The organism is Zhenhengia sp., assembly GCF_046966505.1.
Classification (GTDB): Bacteria; Bacillota; Clostridia; order Lachnospirales; family Cellulosilyticaceae; genus Zhenhengia; species Zhenhengia yiwuensis.
Map to the genome: position 1 here is coordinate 236,556 of NZ_JBKVCH010000002.1, position 16,535 is coordinate 253,090.

Sequence of the window (16,535 nt, forward strand, 5' to 3'; positions counted from 1 at the left end):
ATGTCTCCTCCTTTCTTACCACAATCCGTCTTGTCCAATTTTCTTAGATACCTTATTAACTGTTACAAGTAAGATACAGTTAATGATTGAGTTGAATAAACCAACTGCTGTTGAGAATCCGTATTCTGCATTGATAAGACCCATTTTGTAAACATATGTTGCAATGATTTCTGAGTTTTCCATGTTAAGTGGATTTTGCATTAAGAATGCTTTTTCGAATCCCATACTCATAACTGAACCACAGTTAAGGATAAGTAATGTAACGATTGTTGGAAGAATTGTTGGAAGGTCGATGTTCCAAATTCTTTGAAGTTTTGTAGCACCATCCACTGTAGCTGCTTCATGAAGCTCAGGACTTACACCTGATAACGCCGCTAAGTAAATAACCGCACTCCAACCCATACTTTGCCAGATCCCTGACCATACATACATGTGTCTGAAGTATTTAACTTCACCCATGAATAATTTTGGTTCACCACCAAATAATTTAATAACTTCGTTTACTAAACCACCATTTACTGAGAAAAAGATCCCAAGCATACCTACAAGTACTACGACTGAGATAAAGTGTGGTGCGTAAGTTACTGTTTGAACTAATTTCTTGAATTTACTGTTTTTAACTTGATTAAGTGCTAACGCTAAAATAATAGGAATAGGGAATCCTACTATTAAAGAGTAAAGACTTAAGATTAAAGTGTTACCAATAAGTTGTTTGAATTGGTATGAATTGAAGAAACGTGTGAAGTGTTCAAATCCTACCCATGGGCTTCCTGTAATCCCCATAATTGGGTTGTAATCTCTAAATGCTAACTGTACACCGTACATTGGTACATAAGAGAAAAGGATAAGGATAACTAAAGCTGGTAATAAAAATGCATAAAGTTGCCAGCATTTTAAAACGTTTTCAGCTTTGTCTTTAAAGCTTAACTTTTTAGCTCCGATTACAGCTGTGTCTTGCGGAGTTTTTTTCATAGGTCTGCCCCCTCATGTGATTTTCTAGCTAATTTTTTCTTACTACAATCCATTCATCTATGTAAGTTTAGCTCCTTCTTACTAGATGCATTAAAGCACTTAACAAATCTTTTAAAGTATAATTTTATTTCTTTTTTAGTAAGTTTTTGTTAACTAAATTATAAATTGTTAACGAACTATTGTCAACCGTGTTTTATAGATATTATACATTTTTATTTTTTAAATTCTCTTGTTTTATAATCATTTTGTCCATACTCCTTGAAATTTCTTGTTAACTTAGCCCAAAATACACTTTTATGTATGTTACAAATTACTTTATTTTACCTTTACTAAACTTTTCTAAAATTTTTCAAATTATTTACTTTTATTAGCACAAAATGTAAAAAAGAAGATGCCTCTCCTTTTTGTAAGGTTAGGACATCTTCCTAGAAAACGCATTTTATAACACACCCATGCTATATCTTATGCTTCTTCTCTTGATTTTGCGTATACTTTTTTGTAGGAAATTACTTTAAGGTTATCCTTTACATAAAAAATTACTGAGCACATCACAAAAGCTAAACTCAGTACACCGTAAATAGGATATAAAATATCTACTAGCTTGCTAAATCCAATCAGCGAAAACGGTGCTGCTAGTGCTAATATAAAAAAAATACCTTTCTTATATGAAATATGTAATTTACTTTCAAGACACCTTGTTAAACTATATATGTTAGAGATTTGGGAAGAAAACATTTCTAACCAAATCACCATTAATAAACCTATCTGTAATACTTTCCCTCCTTGCATAGCAATTTGTAAGATAGGAATTTCATATAACTTTGGATAGCTACTATTGACCATCATGAGAAAAACAATAAATCCACTCACTAAAGTTAAAATACAGGTCCCCAATACTATCCCCTTTTTAATGGCTTTAGGGTTCCTAAGTTCATAGGTGAGAGGTACCAGAATACCTACCACAGATATGATATTAAACCCCGTATAGACAAAGCTTGAACTCAGCCAATTTTTCTTTTCACAAGGTAAATTCTTTATGTACTCCCAGCTTATAGTCTCTGGTGACCTCATGATAAAACTAATAAATATAGTTGTCATAATAATAGTTAAAAGCGGTACAATCACACTATTTACTTCAAATAATCCTTCTGTATTTCTAAGCAAAAATACAATACTACATACAACCATCAGAGTAAATCCTATCCATTTAGGTATCCCAAAGTACTCATTAACTACTGCTGAGCTTCCTGCAAATATAATAGCCGTACTACTTACCAAAAACAAACTCAGTATAATATTGGTAAATTGACTTACACCTTTGGGGCATACAAGTGTAATAAATTCATTATATGACTTTACCTTATACTTCATACTTATATTAATAATCATGGTGCCTACTAATATATAAAAAACTGCACATATTAAAAGTCCTATAAATCCTTTATATCCATACTCTGAAAAAAACTGACTAAGTTCCCTCCCTGAAGAAAGTCCTGCCCCTACAATACTTCCTACAAAGATAGTTGCCAATTGCATGACTAAAAACTTCTCTTTCATAACCTCCTCCTCACTATAGCTTGTCACTCTATATATATTCTAATTTTTATAAATTTATGTTTTTATTCTCAAATATATAATGTCAAATTCTGTCACCCCTGCATAGTATATGTAGTGAAGTAACCTTTTAATCTTTCTTTTAAGGAGGAATATTATGTCTTGTAATTGTAAATTTGTAGGAACTTCTAATTGTAACTCTTGCGAACCTAATAATAATATCCGTATACAAACTTGTGCTGGTTATGGTTTTACAAATCGTTGTAACTGTGCATGCCCACCACAACCACGTCGTCGCCCTTGGAACTGCGATATAGATAACAACTGTGACTGCAATTGTGATTGTGGTTGCAATAATTGCTGCTGTGGCTGTGGCTGCGATTGTGGTATTGAACCTCGTAGACGTCGTCGTAACCGTCGTCGTAACCGCGATTTTGACTTTGACTGTGATTGCGGTTGTAGCTGTGGTTGTGACTGTAATTGCAACTGTAATTGCGACTGTGACTGTGATTGCGACTGTGATTGCGATGACCACGACCATGCTCCTGGTATTGAACCTCGCCGTCGCCATCATGACTGTGATTGCGACTGTGATTGCGATGACCACAACCATGCTCCTGGTATTGAACCTCGCCGTCGCCATCATGACTGCGACTGTGATCGCGACTGTGATTGCGACTGTGATTGCGATGACCACAACCATGCTCCTGGTATTGAACCTCGCCGTCGCCATCGTCGCCGTCGTCATCATGACTGCGGCTGTGACTGTAACTGCGCTTGTAACTGTAACTGCGGTTGTGGCTGTAACTGCGGTTGTGGCTGTAACTGCGACTGTAGCTGTAATGATCATGACCACGCTCCTGGCATCGAACCTCGCCGCCGTCGTCGTAGCCGTAACTGCGCTTGTGACGCTTGTAGCAACTTTGGATCACCTTGCAGAAACACAACAACTTGGGGAAGATGTGAATAAGCATATTCGCTTAAATATGAAAGGTGAGGCATTCTATTTAGGATGCCCCACCTTTTTTACTTCATTTCATTTATGCAATTTTTCATAGTCCTCATTCATATACTATATTAAGCCTAACTCATGTTACTTTAGGAAAGGAGATTTAGACTATGGCTATTACAAATCATATTAAAATTACCAATATCTCAGAAAAAATGCTTACTAATGTTACCTTATGCCTTAATGGTCCCCTACCCGAACTCTCTAAGCTACTTGTCGTTAGAGAACGTGGCAGTTTAGACTTTGCACCAGATACAAGCAAGATTTGTCTTGGAAACTTATATCCAGAAGAAACTGCCTATCTCTATTATACAATAGGTAGTGATAAACCAGAGCCCAAAACTTCTCTATCTACCAAACAAAATATAAAAATCCTTTTTACCCCTGAAGGCAAAGAGGATATGACAGATAACACAAAAAAGTTTATTAATTTTGAGCACTTTAACTAATCTATTCCCCCCTATATCCAGCTTATTTTTATGTTATACTCATACTATATAAGTATAAAGGAGGATTGCCATGAAACCATCAACTATCCTACTCCCAATTACCCACACCCTTGACACTGAACTTATTCGCTACACTAAATCACTCGTTAAGGAACATAGTGCTAAGCTTATTTGTCTCTATATTACCAGTCCACTTACTCTTACTAATTGTTACTCTTATCCAAGCTTACTTTACTCCATCTCTAATCTCAATGTCGATCTTGTTCAAATGGCTCAGGAAGATATAGCTAAAAAAATTGACCTCTTACTTGATGACTGTGAACATGAAACCATTTGTCTTATAGGTCCTACTACAGATACCATCATCCATGTCGCTAACCAAAAAGATGTAGATCTCATTATTATCCCTAGTCAGAAAGATGGCATGGGGAGCCGCTTTGTACTTTCTCCTAAAGAAAAGTTAGCCAAAAGGTGCAAAGCTTCTATTATTGAGTATACAAAATAAACTTGTTATAATGAGGGCTGACTATTTTAACAAGAGAGGTGTCACTGTGGAAATTAAACCTTTAGCCCAAATTGAACGTAGCATTCAAAAGAACTATCGTAAATATATATGGTCTCCTTTTATCAAGGCAATTAAGGATTATAAACTGATTGAAGAAGGAGATGTTATCGCAGTTGCTATTTCAGGTGGTAAAGATAGTCTCCTTATGGCAAAGCTTTTTCAAATGCTCCATCGTCATACAGAGATTAACTTTACCCCTATTTTTATTTCTATGGATCCCGGCTTTAATGAAGTCAATAAAAACAATCTTATCGCTACCTGTAAGCATTTAGATCTGCCTGTGCACTTCTATGACTCAGACATTTTTGAAGTAGCTGGTCGTATCTCTGGCGATTATCCTTGCTATATGTGTGCCCGTATGCGCCGTGGTTTCCTCTATGCAAGAGCCAAAGAACTTGGCTGTAACAAATTAGCGCTAGGCCATCATTTTGATGATGTTATTGAAACAACTATGCTTAATGTCCTCTATGCAGGTAACTTCAAGACTATGCTTCCTAAACTACATTCTTCTAACTTTGAAGGTTTAGAACTTATTAGACCACTCTATTATATAAGAGAAGAATCTATCAAAAGCTTTACAACTTCTCATGGTATCCCTGCTATGAACTGTGGCTGTTCTGTAGCTGCTGGAGAAACCTCTAGTAAGCGCCGCGAGATCAAAGAACTCATTGCCACTCTTAAGAAAACGAATCCATTAGTAGATAAGTCTATTTTTAAAGCTGCTGAAAATGTTAATGTAGATGTTGTTTTAGGTTATCAAATGAATAATCAAAAATACAGCTTCTTAGATTTCTATGATGATGAAAAAATAATAGAAGAATAAATATAAAACAAAACCTGATAAAGGTGCACACGCGTACACCTCTATCAGGTTTTATTCTTAAAGCAGACTATCTGCATAAATTTTATAAACTTCTTCTTTAGAGATAGGTTCTGGATGATTTTGAAGTTTTGCTTTATTCGCACACATTTCTTCTGTATAAGAAGCAATCTCTTCTTTACTTATTTCTATATCTACCCTACATAGCGCATCGAGTATTTTTTCTAAGGCTTTATAGCTTTCAAGACCCAGTAATACATGTAGTTTCTGCACCTTAGATTGGTCTTTAAAACTTCTTAGGTAAGCTTTATAAAGAACGCCATTAGCAAGACCATGAGGAAGGCCCTTATAATAAGTAAGCGCATACCCCATACCATGTGGCAAGCTTGTGCCTGTCTGAGCAATAGCCATCCCTGCTAGCATAGAGGCCATCATAAGACATTCTCTACCCTCTAAGGTAAACTCTCCATCCAGAAGTTGTGGGATACATTTCCCCCACGCCTTAAGACCTTCTACAACGAGCCCCTCACTCACTGCATTACTCTTAACACTTAAATAGCTTTCTACTAAATGGCTCATAGCATCTACTGCAGTATGAATCGTAATGGTCTTAGGCATATCTTTCATATAGTATGCATCTACAAAAGCAATTTGAGGGAATACAGTATGACCTATATTCTTCTTCGTTTTTGCTTGATGGTCTGTTACAATAGCATATTGTGTAACTTCTGTACCTGTACCTGCAGTAGTGGGAACGGCAATAACAGGTACACTACTAAGACTCGTTCCTATCAGCGTACTTCCAGTAAGTTCTGGGTGCTTAAGCATTACTGCAATAGCCTTTGAAGCATCTATAGGAGAACCTCCTCCTATACCAATAACAAAGTCTACACCTTGCGCTACTCCAAAATTTTTAGCCTTCTCTACTGTCTCTAAAGATGGATTTTCTTCAACTTCATCAAATACACAGTAAGCCATATTCTGCGCCTCTAATGCCTTAACAACATCCTTTAAAGCTCCATTCTTCTTAGCTGAATATCTCCCTGTCACAATGAGAGCCTTATTTCCTATCCCCTTTAAAAGATGTCCCTCTTTTACTACACATTCTCTTCCTATAATAACTTTAGTAGGCATATAAAATTGAAACATGCTCCCCCTCCTATCTAATCTAATTTAATATAATCTAAGCCCAACTAATGCACATCCTTCTAGTACTTCTACTTTATTTGTTCTAAGTAGTGCAAGTACCTCTTCACTCTGTGCACCTGGTTGAATCAGTACATATTTTATTCCCATTTCTACAATCTCCCGGGCATAACTAAGTCCATCGCGCGGATTAATGCACAAATCTACTATATCAATAATTCCTGGTATATCTTGAAGCCTTTTATAGGTAAATCCTGTCCCCTGTGGATGCACCCCATAAGTCTTATATCCTTTTTCTTTTAATTCATTACGGATTTGATATGCATATTTAAGCGGATTATCTACATCGCCTATAACTGCCCAGTTTTTCATTTTCATAAAATCTCTCAAATGCATAAGTGTGCTCCTTCATTTAACTATTCTATCTCACCATGAGCCACGCCAAAATCAGTTGTATAATGAGTAACAAAGGCATTCCCCATTTAAAATACCAATGTCTTGTCTTATGTCTAAACATTTCCATTCCTAGTGTAGTCCCTAGACTACCGCCTATCAAGGCTACAAGGAATAAATTTTTTTCTGGAATACGATATTTCTTCTTTATTGCACGCTTCTTATCTATGAACATGATTACAAATCCAATAAGATTGATGACTACTAAATAAATAAATAGATATTTCACGCTTAACCTCCTCTTATAGGTTCTTGATACGCTACTAACCTTATTGTAGTGAATTATATACTTTTAATCAATAGCATAAAAATAATGGTCCTTTTACTCTAAAGAAAGTTTCTTCGTAGCTATGTAGAATACAAAAAAGGATATGCCTTTTAGAGGCCATATCCTTTTTTGTATTCTAAAAACTCTTCTTCTGTTAAGCTTTCTCTAAAATCTCTCTTAATTTCCAAAAAGTGCTCAAGATCATTTAGAAATTGATAAAGCATGGCACGATTTTCAAACTCTTCACGCGTAACCGGAAGCTTAGAAGCCTTAAAGTTATTTCTAAGTTCTTCAAGTTCTTCAAGTAAAGCTTTAGCCGTAATTGTCCCTCGCATACAGTCTGCTACTTTTTCTGTAAAGCTTGCAACAATTTCTGTCTCTTCAAAACACATAAAGAACTTTGTGAAGTGCTCTCTCATATAAGTAATGACTTGATACTGACTTGCTCTCATATTAAAGTATTCCGCAAAGGGTGATCCTTTTGTAAAGAGATAGTTATTGGTATATTTATAGGCCTTCTCTTGACCTTCCTTAATGCTTGTTTCCAATTTTTTATAGAGTATGTCCTCTTCAATAGAAATACATTGTGCTCTTAAAGCATAAGCCATATCTATAAAAAGCTTATGCATCATTTCCTCTATATCTCTTCTACACTTACTTAATTCACTTTCAATACTTGGCATATATAAGTTGATAATTAAAGCAATAATAACACCTACCAATATTAGAAGCATTTCATTTACAAGCAAAGCAATTGTAATACTCCCTGAGGTTAAAAGATGTGTTACAAGTACGGATGCTGGTACAATCCCTTCTCCTATATTAAGTTTTGCTGCAATAGGTATAAAAAACACCAGAAAAACACCAAATGCAAGTGCATTAAATCCCATACTCATAAAAATTACGGAAGCTAGCGCAAGTGCAATAACTGTAGCAATAAGTCTATTAACTGCCATCTGAATGGATTGCCTCTTCGTACTTTGTATACTTAATATGGTTATGACCGCTGCCGCTGTAGCATATTGCAATCCCATACTATCCGCAATGATTAAAGTAATTGTAGCACCTAATCCTGTCTTAAGCGTTCGAACGCCAATCATTCTTTTAATAGTCTCTTCCTCCTTTCATCATCTCGCTCCTTGTCTACCCGTTTATCTCTTTTTATTTTATTCGCTATACCTTTCCTTATTATAACATACTCTTACTTTTTACTAGGCATCAAATTTTATATCTACCACACAATTTGATATATTTCTCCTGTATGACTTTGATATACTATAATCAAAAATTATCTTAAATGGAGTTGTATTCTATGTTAAAAATTCTAGCCATGATTACTATGGTCATTGACCATCTAGCCCTTGCTTTTTTACCCCCTTCTTCTTCACTTTACTTAGTAGGAAGACTTATAGGTAGAATTGCTATGCCTATCTTTGCTTATAAAATTGCTTGTGGTTTCATTCATACTAGTAATCTAAAGCGTTACGCCTATAAAATCTTACTTATGACGCTAGCAGCCCAAATTCCTTTTACACTTTTAAATAATAGAGGGAACTTTGCAGCTGAGCTTCTAACACATTGGAATATCGGTCTAACCTTTCTATCAGCTCTAGGTGTTCTCTATCTTTTAACATCTCCTCGTGAAGATCATTCACTTTTACGGTTTATTATGCTTTTTATACTGTTTATAACAGCAAGTCATTCTGATTATGGAATTTATGGCCTGGCCATGGTCATTCTCTTCTACTATTGCATTACTTATAAAACTTCTATGCTCTTAAGCACATTAAGCGTAGGTGTTCTTACTATCCTCTATTATACCTTAAGCGATCCAGCACTTGCAGGTTATATGATTAAAATGCAGCTTCCTGCCCTCTTAGCTGTACCGCTTATTCATTATGTACCTGATAATAAGGTGAAACGAGGTAAGTATTTCTTTTATATTTTTTATCCTGTACACATGTTTATTATTGTTATTTTACAATTTTATTAAATTATTTATAAAAAATTGATATATAATTTATTTTCTGATAAACTAGACAAGTCTTTATCAAAAAACGTCTAGGGGGTAGGTGAATAAATGACAAAAGAAAAACCTAAATATGGCTTTATGAGCAATACGCTCTTTGCAGTAAGCACATTGTGGCACTGTGACCGTTCTATACTTTTTTATATCTTCGGCAACGTGCCTGTTATCTTACTGCTCCCTTTATGTAGTGTGTATCTACCTAAAGTTATTGTATCAGCAATAGAAGACTCCAAGGCACCTCTGTATATGATCACAGGTGTCTTATTTATTACGCTTTCTATGCTTATACTCTCGGTCCTTCAGCAATTCATTGCTGCTAGAATGGAACTTCATCATCAAAAGGTTATGAGTTATATGAAGGCGACTATGTCTAAGAAAGCTATGAATGTCTCTTATGAGGTCATTGACAGACCAAGTACACAGGTTATGTTTAAAAAAGTTTTTGAAATGATTCAAAATGGGGAAGAAGAAGGTCTCCAGGCTATGCCTATTTTATTTGCAACACTTTTGGGGAATATCCTTGGTTTTACTGTTTATACAGGCATTCTAAGTACCTTAAATCCGCTTATTACAGTTCTTATTATAGCAAGTACTTTTATCACTTTCTTTGTTAATAAGGCGATTAATAAATGGGTTTTCAAAAACAGAGATAACTGGCTTAAATTAGACGTAAAACTGGCTTATTTAACTTATAAGTCAGGTTCCTTTGACTGCGCCAAAGATATTCGTCTTTATCACATGAAACAATGGTTTGGGGATGTTTTTAAAAATTTCATGGCTAAGCGTATTAAATGGACAGTAACCATGCAAGGTCTCTACTATTTAGGCAATGGAGTTGAAGCACTCTTTGTCTTACTCCGTGATGGCTTTGCCTATGGATACCTTATCTATCTTATTTGGAAAAATACCATTTCCGTAGCGGACTTTGTTCTATATTTTGGCATTATATCAGGCTTTTCTTCTTGGTGTATGGAGATTATTAAAAGCTTCTCTAAAGCGAATAAAATTAATTTTAATCTCTGTGATATCCGCTCTTATTTAGAGCTTGAAGAAGATACGACCTCTACATATGAGAACAAAATACGTACATCAACTCTGGATGAAACAGCTGCATCTTGTATAGCTTCTAATCCTACACCTTGCCAAATAGAACTTGAGAATGTGTCTTACTGTTATGAAGGCGAGGACACTCCAACACTAAAAAATATTAATCTCTTGATTAAGCCTGTGGAAAAGATAGCCGTTGTAGGCGCAAATGGGGCTGGAAAAACAACCTTTGTTAAGCTGGTATGCGGACTCTACACCCCCACTACAGGCACCGTAAAAGTCAACGATTGTAATTCTACTGCCTATGATAAACAAACTTACTATAATCTATTTGCACCTGTATTCCAAGATGTACGCCTTTTACCTATGTCTATTGTCAAAAACATTACACTTTGTGACAAAGATCAGGTGGATGAGGCAAGGCTCCTAGAGTGTCTTAGCCTTTCAGGTATGGATGAAGTTGTTGCTAAGCTTCCTGATGGTCTAGATACTTTACTTGTACGAGATATTAATGAAAAGGCTATTCAGCTATCTGGTGGTGAGCAGCAAAAACTGATGCTTGCTAGAGCCCTTTATAAAAATGCTCCCATTATGATTTTGGACGAACCTACAGCAGCTCTTGACCCTATTGCTGAAAATGCTATGTATCTTAAATACAATGAACTCACCGCGCATACCACCTCCATCTTCATTTCTCACAGATTAGCAAGCACGAGATTCTGTGACCGTATTATCCTAATTGAAAATGGAGAAATCGTTGAAATAGGCAGTCATGAAGAGCTTCTAGCACTTGGGCAAAAATATGCCAAGATGTTTGAAATTCAAGCACAATATTATAAAGAACAAGAGGAGGAAGATGAGCATGAAGAATCTATTTGCTGACCTCAAAAAAGAAGGGCGACTTATTTGGAGGGGGCTTAAAACCATCCATAGACTCCAACCTTATATGCTTCTTGTTTCCTTTTCTGCTGGTATATTTGCCTCTATTAATCCTTTTATCGGTATGTATTTTTCATCACTGATCATTACAGAGCTCACGCTGCCAGCACGTGATATCAAGCATATTCTTTATTTAGCTATTCTTACTGTAGTCCTTACTTTCCTATGCAGACTTATCTTAAACTTCCTTTACCAAATGCTTGATACGTTGCAGTACGTATTAGGACACAAAAAAGAACTTGATTTATCCAACAAAGGCTATGAACTTGACTATGCTGATATGGATGATGTAAAAATACGTCAAATGCGTGAAAAACTTGAACGTGATCGTTACTATAAGGGTATTATCGCACTTGTTTATCAAATACGCTGGATTACATCAAGCATACTTTCTATTATCTTTTCCGTTGCTTTAGTGGCAGAGATGCTAAAGGCAAGAAGTCCTAAAAGCAGCGAGCTTAGTCAGCTTGTAAATTCACCTTTTGCTGCTATTTTACTATGCCTGCTTATTGGCGGAACTATTTATTACTCAACTCGAAATGCTTCTATTATAAATAAAAAATATTTTGAGATTACGGATAAACTGGCACCTCATTATAATAGCGAACATTTCTTTAGTTTCCTACTCGCTACAGAATATAATGCAGGTAAAGACATTAGGCTTTATAATCAAAAAGCGCTTATTGAAAAAGAACTAGGCTTCCATTTAGATAAAATCTTTAATATGCGTAAAATCTTACCTGAGCTTGATACAAAATTTTCGTGCACCGAAAGTGCCCTAAAAGTACTTGTCACCCTTGTCACTTACTTATTTGTAGGTTTAAAAGCACTTACTGGTGCTTTTGGCGTAGGGAATATCGTGCTTTATACAGGTGCTGTGACACAGCTTGGCCAAAATCTTTCAGACTTCCTTTACTTCCTAACAGAAATGAGAAGAAACAGTGAATACCTCACTTGGTACTTTGAATTCTTAGATTTACCTAACCGTAAAGAAAGCGGCAATTTACCTCTTGAGGCTAAAACAGCTAAAGATGCTATTATTGAATTTAAAAATGTAAGCTTTAAATACCCTGGCAGTGAACACTATAGTCTGAAAAACATTTCTATACGCTTTAACGCCAACGAAAGAATCGCTGTTGTCGGGAAGAACGGCTCAGGTAAAACAACTTTTATTAAGTTACTTTGTAGGCTTTATGACCCTACTGAAGGTGAAATTCTATTAAATGGCATTAATATTAAAGACTATAAGTATGAGGATTACTTAGCAGCCTTTTCTGTAGTCTTCCAAGACTTTAAACTTTTCTCCTTTACTTTAGGCGAAAATGTAGCAATCGCTTCGGATTACGAAGAAGGAAAAGTTACTGAGTGCATTAACCAAGCAGGTCTTAAAGAGCGCATGGCTCAGTTCCCTGATGGCCTTCATACACAGCTTTACAATGAATTCTCCGAAGATGGGATAGAAATATCCGGCGGGGAGGCTCAGAAAATTGCTATAGCACGTGCGCTTTATAAGGATGCACCATTCATCATCTTAGATGAGCCAACAGCAGCCCTTGACCCGATTGCAGAGGCAGATATTTATGCTAGACTTAATGATATGATTCAAGATAAGACAGCCATCTATATCTCCCACCGTTTATCAAGCTGCTGTTTTTGTAATCAAATTGCTGTATTTGATCAAGGCGAACTCATCCAATATGGTAAGCATAAAGACTTACTAGAAGATACAGCTGACCTTTATTATGAGCTTTGGAATGCTCAGGCTCAGTACTATACTTAATACCTTATAATTTAAAATTTTAAGCATAAATCCTCCTTTAGGCTCGTACATATAAAGTAGTACGATACGAAAAAGGAGGATTTTACATGTCATCAAAAGTTTTTACAATTATGCCAAGAGATTCTAAAAAAAGTTTAGCTGAGCTTCGCCATAAAGGGATGATTCCAGGGATTATGTATGGACAATCTCTCACCCATTCTATCCCTATTCAAATAGCACTTCCTATGCTTCAAAACATTATTAATGATACAACAACCATGATTTTCAAACTTGAACTAGATGGTCAAATTTATGACTGTGTACTTCGTGACTTCCAAACAGATCGCTTACATACAGAAATTCTTCACGTAGACTTCCAATTTGTTAAAGCTGGTGAAGTAATTAAAATGCAAATTCCTATGAATTTTGAAGGTATTGAAATACTTCGTAGCAAGAAATACATCCTGGAGAAAGCTGTTACTAAAATTCCCGTTAAAGGACCTGTCGATGTCTTACCAGAAGCTTTTGTAGTGGATACAAGCAATCTTGAACAAGGCTCAAAAATCTTTGTAAGCGATTTGGAACTCCCTCATAAAACAGAAATGCTTCTTCATCCAAATACTATTGTAGCTACTATTCAATAAGTTTAAAGTTAGGTGATACTACTCTTCCAGCTTCTCCCTACAGAATGTCAAGAATCTCTAAACTTGATGGGTGCATGAACGCTTGAAACTCGCTACGCTCAAACATCAAGCTAAATACCATGCACACCCTCTTCATTAAGAGCTTCTAGACATTCCTTCGAAGGAAGCTTACAGAGTATTATCACCTAAGCACGCCTCCGTAAAGAAGCCTACGTAGGAGCAGCCCATATCCCTGTACCTTTCCTAGTATGGGGCCGGAGGCAAAGGGCATAGTACTACTCACTCCTCGTATTAGTGCTTAGCAGGTGGTAATAGGCCATCTCTGATCTACATAAATTTCAACTAAGGAATATCTACCAATAAAAAGGGGACTGTTACATAGCTCACGAATGAGTCATGTAACAGTCCCTTTATATTATAGAACGGAAAAATAAAGATAATAGCTATAAGATCCCCCTACAAGTAAAATAAGTGCTACTAAAATGCAAACAAAAATACGAAAAGGATACTTCTTCTGATGCAACGCCCATGCCCCATCATGGTAATTTTTAGCTTTATTAATGAGCACTCCTGCACACATACCAAAGACCATATAAGTCATAAAAAACACCATGCATCTTACACTCCAAAGTATATCTTGTAAAGCCATCCCCATAAAGAAACTTTGTATAAGTGTTATACCTGTAAATAAGAGCTTTTCTTTTGTGGCAAAACCTATTATAAAGGCTGTAAGCACAATAAACGGTATACTTGGAATGACCTGTCTATAAAGTAAGGCAATACTTACACTAAGTAAGCTGCTTACTACAATTGCTGCATAAAATAGTCTTGTTTTAGTTGGGTTATCTCTATTCATATTAGTCTCCTTTTATGACTGCATATAAGCCTCTATATCCTCTACAGTCTTAATAATATCCTTTGAAAGTACTTCACATCCATCCTGTGTTACAAGTACATCATCTTCAATACGAATACCGATTTCTTCATCTTCGATATATAACCCCGGCTCTACTGTCAGTACCATACCTGGTTCAAGTATCATACCTCGATCCCCTACATCATGGGTATCTAAACCTAAGAAATGACTTACGCCATGATAGTAATATTTACTTACATCTTCCATTGTCTCTACTAAACCTAATCCTTTAAGCTCTTCAAGGTAAATTTCTCTTACAATCTCATTAAGTCTGGTAAATGGTACACCAGGTTTAATCGCTTTAATTACTTCTTCATTTGCTTTAAGTACAATATTATAGAAAGTTTTTTGGCGCTCTGTAAATTTGCCATCGGCTGGAATAGTACGTGTGATATCTGCATTATAGTAATCATATTGTGCACCCAGATCAAATAACACTAAGCTGTTTTCAGGAATGATACTATCATTACTTGAGTAATGTAAAATAGTACCGTTTACACTTGAAGCTGCAATGGTTTTGAAAGCGAAGTCTTTAATGCCGTTACATTTAAGGACAAAGTCAAAGTGTGCTTCAAGTGCATATTCCATAATACCACTTTTAGCATTTTTCATAAGTGCTTTAATCCCTTCATCCGTTACTTTAATGGCCTCTTTAAGTTTATCCACTTCATAGGGTGCTTTAATCACTCTTAATGAACTAATAAGGTGATGAACATTTTGAATCTGAATAAATGGATAACGTTCTTTACATTTATTTGCAAAAACTTGCTCTTTGGTAAGGGGAGCATTAAATCCTTCTAATTCAAAGTCTAAGTAGAGGTGATGAACGACTTGTCTACTTAATATATAATGGAGCGTACCTTCAAAATCCTCTACATATTTCACTTCATCTACAGCAGATACAGTAAGGGCATCTTCCTTACTAATTGTCTTACCTACCCATTTCTCCATAAAGGGATCTGCTTTTTTAATAAAGAGAGTGGATTTAACTTTATCTCCCTCTTTTACCATCATAAGCATAATGTGCGGCTCTTTTACTCCACACATATAGTAGAAATGACGGTTCGTCGTAAAAGCATAATCTTCATCTGCACTTTTCTTTGGTGGCTGCCCTGAGAAAAGTACTACCGCACTTCTATCTTCTAATTTTTCTCCTAACCTCTTTCTGTTACATTTAAAGAAATTCTCACTCATTACTTTTTTCCATCCCTTCTATTTTAAGTCCCAACATCTTCGCAAACTCTAATGCTTGGTCAGGCGTAACTTTAATACCTTTAAGTTCAAGGAGCTTCACTTTAAGTGCATCAATACGGCAAGTTGTAAAGTCTAATCCATTAAGCTTCGTTCCTGCAAACTCTGCTGCTATCAGATTACATGTATCAAAGTCAACTTTATTAAACTTACAAGAACCAAAGTTAGCAAACTTAAGTTCACACCCTTTAAAATGTACATCCTTCATAAGAGCAAAGCCTACATTAAGGTAATCTCCAAGACACCCTTCAAAAGTCACATACTGAATACAACTTTCAGGTAAACTTAATCCTGTTAACTTACATTCTTCAAATCTACTTTTATGAAAGATAGCATCCTCCATATTTTGATTAGAGAGGTCACATTTTTTGAATATAACATTATTAAATTCAATCTTTTTAAAGCGATTTTCGCTAAACGTTACATTCTCTAAAATGCATTCTTTAAAAATCAGATTACGGCAAGCTTGGTCCTCAATATAAAGATTCTTTAAATGCTTGCCCTGCACAGTCATCTCATCTTCTAAATCATCTAGGTCTATCGTAATAGTCTCAAGATATGGTGGTATATAAGGCTGCATCTCTATGTTATCCTCCATCCAAATAGCTTCTTTTATTATATTAACACTTTTCGTATTACTAAGACATTATTTTTTATAAAACTTTAATGTTTTCTATTCTTTTATAATCTAATAAAGGTTAAAAGAAAAGTCAC

17 protein-coding genes are annotated in these 16,535 nt (G+C 35.6%); 8 read left to right on the forward strand and 9 right to left on the reverse strand.

Features of this window, described 5'->3' with window-relative positions:
- Positions 1-15: 15 nt before the first annotated feature.
- Both ACLTBU_RS03605 and ACLTBU_RS03610 read right to left on the reverse strand, forming a co-directional pair.
- On the reverse strand, positions 16-972 hold the full coding sequence (locus ACLTBU_RS03605; RefSeq protein WP_177670529.1) for an ABC transporter permease: 957 nt from the start codon (positions 970-972) through the stop codon (positions 16-18).
- Positions 973-1,434: 462 nt separating this feature from the next.
- Positions 1,435-2,529 (reverse strand): transporter, encoded by a 1,095-nt coding sequence (locus ACLTBU_RS03610; RefSeq protein ID WP_412217563.1) that lies wholly within the window; start codon positions 2,527-2,529, stop codon positions 1,435-1,437.
- A 323-nt stretch (positions 2,530-2,852) separates the two neighbouring features.
- On the opposite strand from ACLTBU_RS03610, the gene ACLTBU_RS03615 reads away from it, so the two are divergent.
- The 4 genes from ACLTBU_RS03615 to ACLTBU_RS03630 all read left to right on the forward strand — a co-directional run bounded on the left by ACLTBU_RS03615 (position 2,853) and on the right by ACLTBU_RS03630 (position 5,372).
- Positions 2,853-3,584 carry a hypothetical protein gene (locus tag ACLTBU_RS03615; protein ID WP_412217564.1) on the forward strand — a complete coding sequence of 244 codons (732 nt, stop codon included), beginning with the start codon at positions 2,853-2,855 and terminating at the stop codon, positions 3,582-3,584.
- Between the two features lie 61 nt (positions 3,585-3,645).
- Positions 3,646-3,984: a hypothetical protein gene (locus ACLTBU_RS03620; protein WP_412217566.1), complete on the forward strand. Its 339-nt coding sequence runs from the start codon at positions 3,646-3,648 to the stop codon at positions 3,982-3,984.
- 70 nt (positions 3,985-4,054) lie between these two features.
- The gene (locus ACLTBU_RS03625) at positions 4,055-4,489 is read left to right on the forward strand and encodes a universal stress protein (protein WP_320650166.1); all 435 of its coding nucleotides are present in this window, start codon (positions 4,055-4,057) and stop codon (positions 4,487-4,489) included.
- 46 nt (positions 4,490-4,535) lie between these two features.
- Entirely contained in the window at positions 4,536-5,372 is an 837-nt protein-coding gene (locus ACLTBU_RS03630; protein ID WP_412217567.1) for a tRNA 2-thiocytidine biosynthesis TtcA family protein, read from the forward strand.
- Positions 5,373-5,429: 57 nt separating this feature from the next.
- Here ACLTBU_RS03630 and ACLTBU_RS03635 read toward each other — a convergent pair whose 3' ends face one another.
- From ACLTBU_RS03635 to ACLTBU_RS03650, 4 genes are all read right to left on the reverse strand, one after another.
- Positions 5,430-6,518, reverse strand: a complete 1,089-nt coding sequence (locus ACLTBU_RS03635; protein WP_412217568.1) for an iron-containing alcohol dehydrogenase family protein — start codon at positions 6,516-6,518, stop codon at positions 5,430-5,432.
- Between the two features lie 24 nt (positions 6,519-6,542).
- Positions 6,543-6,911, reverse strand: coding sequence for a CoA-binding protein (locus ACLTBU_RS03640; protein ID WP_412217569.1), 369 nt, complete (start codon positions 6,909-6,911; stop codon positions 6,543-6,545).
- Positions 6,912-6,936: 25 nt separating this feature from the next.
- The gene (locus ACLTBU_RS03645; RefSeq protein WP_177670515.1) at positions 6,937-7,197 is read right to left on the reverse strand and encodes a DUF1294 domain-containing protein; all 261 of its coding nucleotides are present in this window, start codon (positions 7,195-7,197) and stop codon (positions 6,937-6,939) included.
- Between the two features lie 149 nt (positions 7,198-7,346).
- A complete protein-coding gene (locus ACLTBU_RS03650) occupies positions 7,347-8,336 on the reverse strand; it encodes an aromatic acid exporter family protein (protein WP_412217572.1) in 990 nt (329 codons plus the stop codon).
- Between the two features lie 212 nt (positions 8,337-8,548).
- Between ACLTBU_RS03650 and ACLTBU_RS03655 the strand changes: the two genes are divergently transcribed.
- From ACLTBU_RS03655 to ACLTBU_RS03670, 4 genes are all read left to right on the forward strand, one after another.
- Positions 8,549-9,229, forward strand: a complete 681-nt coding sequence (locus tag ACLTBU_RS03655; RefSeq protein WP_412217573.1) for a TraX family protein — start codon at positions 8,549-8,551, stop codon at positions 9,227-9,229.
- Between the two features lie 87 nt (positions 9,230-9,316).
- Positions 9,317-11,194: an ABC transporter ATP-binding protein gene (locus tag ACLTBU_RS03660; protein ID WP_412217575.1), complete on the forward strand. Its 1,878-nt coding sequence runs from the start codon at positions 9,317-9,319 to the stop codon at positions 11,192-11,194.
- Positions 11,175-13,031 (forward strand): ABC transporter ATP-binding protein, encoded by a 1,857-nt coding sequence (locus ACLTBU_RS03665; protein ID WP_412217577.1) that lies wholly within the window; start codon positions 11,175-11,177, stop codon positions 13,029-13,031. Before ACLTBU_RS03660 ends, ACLTBU_RS03665 begins: the two co-directional genes overlap by 20 nt.
- 86 nt (positions 13,032-13,117) lie before the next feature.
- Positions 13,118-13,654 (forward strand): 50S ribosomal protein L25, encoded by a 537-nt coding sequence (locus ACLTBU_RS03670; protein WP_412217578.1) that lies wholly within the window; start codon positions 13,118-13,120, stop codon positions 13,652-13,654.
- A 415-nt stretch (positions 13,655-14,069) separates the two neighbouring features.
- On the opposite strand, the gene ACLTBU_RS03675 is transcribed toward ACLTBU_RS03670, so the two are convergent.
- The 3 genes from ACLTBU_RS03675 to ACLTBU_RS03685 are packed head-to-tail and all read right to left on the reverse strand — an operon-like array spanning position 14,070 to position 16,419.
- The gene (locus ACLTBU_RS03675; protein ID WP_249331811.1) at positions 14,070-14,510 is read right to left on the reverse strand and encodes a hypothetical protein; all 441 of its coding nucleotides are present in this window, start codon (positions 14,508-14,510) and stop codon (positions 14,070-14,072) included.
- Between the two features lie 12 nt (positions 14,511-14,522).
- On the reverse strand, positions 14,523-15,764 hold the full coding sequence (locus ACLTBU_RS03680; protein WP_337530577.1) for an aminopeptidase P family protein: 1,242 nt from the start codon (positions 15,762-15,764) through the stop codon (positions 14,523-14,525).
- Positions 15,757-16,419, reverse strand: coding sequence for a pentapeptide repeat-containing protein (locus ACLTBU_RS03685; protein ID WP_337530578.1), 663 nt, complete (start codon positions 16,417-16,419; stop codon positions 15,757-15,759). Before ACLTBU_RS03685 ends, ACLTBU_RS03680 begins: the two co-directional genes overlap by 8 nt.
- Positions 16,420-16,535 lie beyond the last annotated feature (116 nt).

Coding starts and splice junctions, on each gene's coding strand:
- ACLTBU_RS03605 (WP_177670529.1), bottom strand. CDS start 972: ATGAAAAAAACTCCGCAAGACACAGCTGTAATCGGAGCTAAAAAGTTA.
- ACLTBU_RS03610 (WP_412217563.1), bottom strand. CDS start 2,529: ATGAAAGAGAAGTTTTTAGTCATGCAATTGGCAACTATCTTTGTAGGA.
- ACLTBU_RS03620 (WP_412217566.1), top strand. CDS start 3,646: ATGGCTATTACAAATCATATTAAAATTACCAATATCTCAGAAAAAATG.
- ACLTBU_RS03625 (WP_320650166.1), top strand. CDS start 4,055: ATGAAACCATCAACTATCCTACTCCCAATTACCCACACCCTTGACACT.
- ACLTBU_RS03635 (WP_412217568.1), bottom strand. CDS start 6,518: ATGTTTCAATTTTATATGCCTACTAAAGTTATTATAGGAAGAGAATGT.
- ACLTBU_RS03640 (WP_412217569.1), bottom strand. CDS start 6,911: ATGCATTTGAGAGATTTTATGAAAATGAAAAACTGGGCAGTTATAGGC.
- ACLTBU_RS03650 (WP_412217572.1), bottom strand. CDS start 8,336: ATGATTGGCGTTCGAACGCTTAAGACAGGATTAGGTGCTACAATTACT.
- ACLTBU_RS03655 (WP_412217573.1), top strand. CDS start 8,549: ATGTTAAAAATTCTAGCCATGATTACTATGGTCATTGACCATCTAGCC.
- ACLTBU_RS03660 (WP_412217575.1), top strand. CDS start 9,317: ATGACAAAAGAAAAACCTAAATATGGCTTTATGAGCAATACGCTCTTT.
- ACLTBU_RS03665 (WP_412217577.1), top strand. CDS start 11,175: ATGAAGAATCTATTTGCTGACCTCAAAAAAGAAGGGCGACTTATTTGG.
- ACLTBU_RS03670 (WP_412217578.1), top strand. CDS start 13,118: ATGTCATCAAAAGTTTTTACAATTATGCCAAGAGATTCTAAAAAAAGT.
- ACLTBU_RS03675 (WP_249331811.1), bottom strand. CDS start 14,510: ATGAATAGAGATAACCCAACTAAAACAAGACTATTTTATGCAGCAATT.
- ACLTBU_RS03680 (WP_337530577.1), bottom strand. CDS start 15,764: ATGAGTGAGAATTTCTTTAAATGTAACAGAAAGAGGTTAGGAGAAAAA.
- ACLTBU_RS03685 (WP_337530578.1), bottom strand. CDS start 16,419: ATGGAGGATAACATAGAGATGCAGCCTTATATACCACCATATCTTGAG.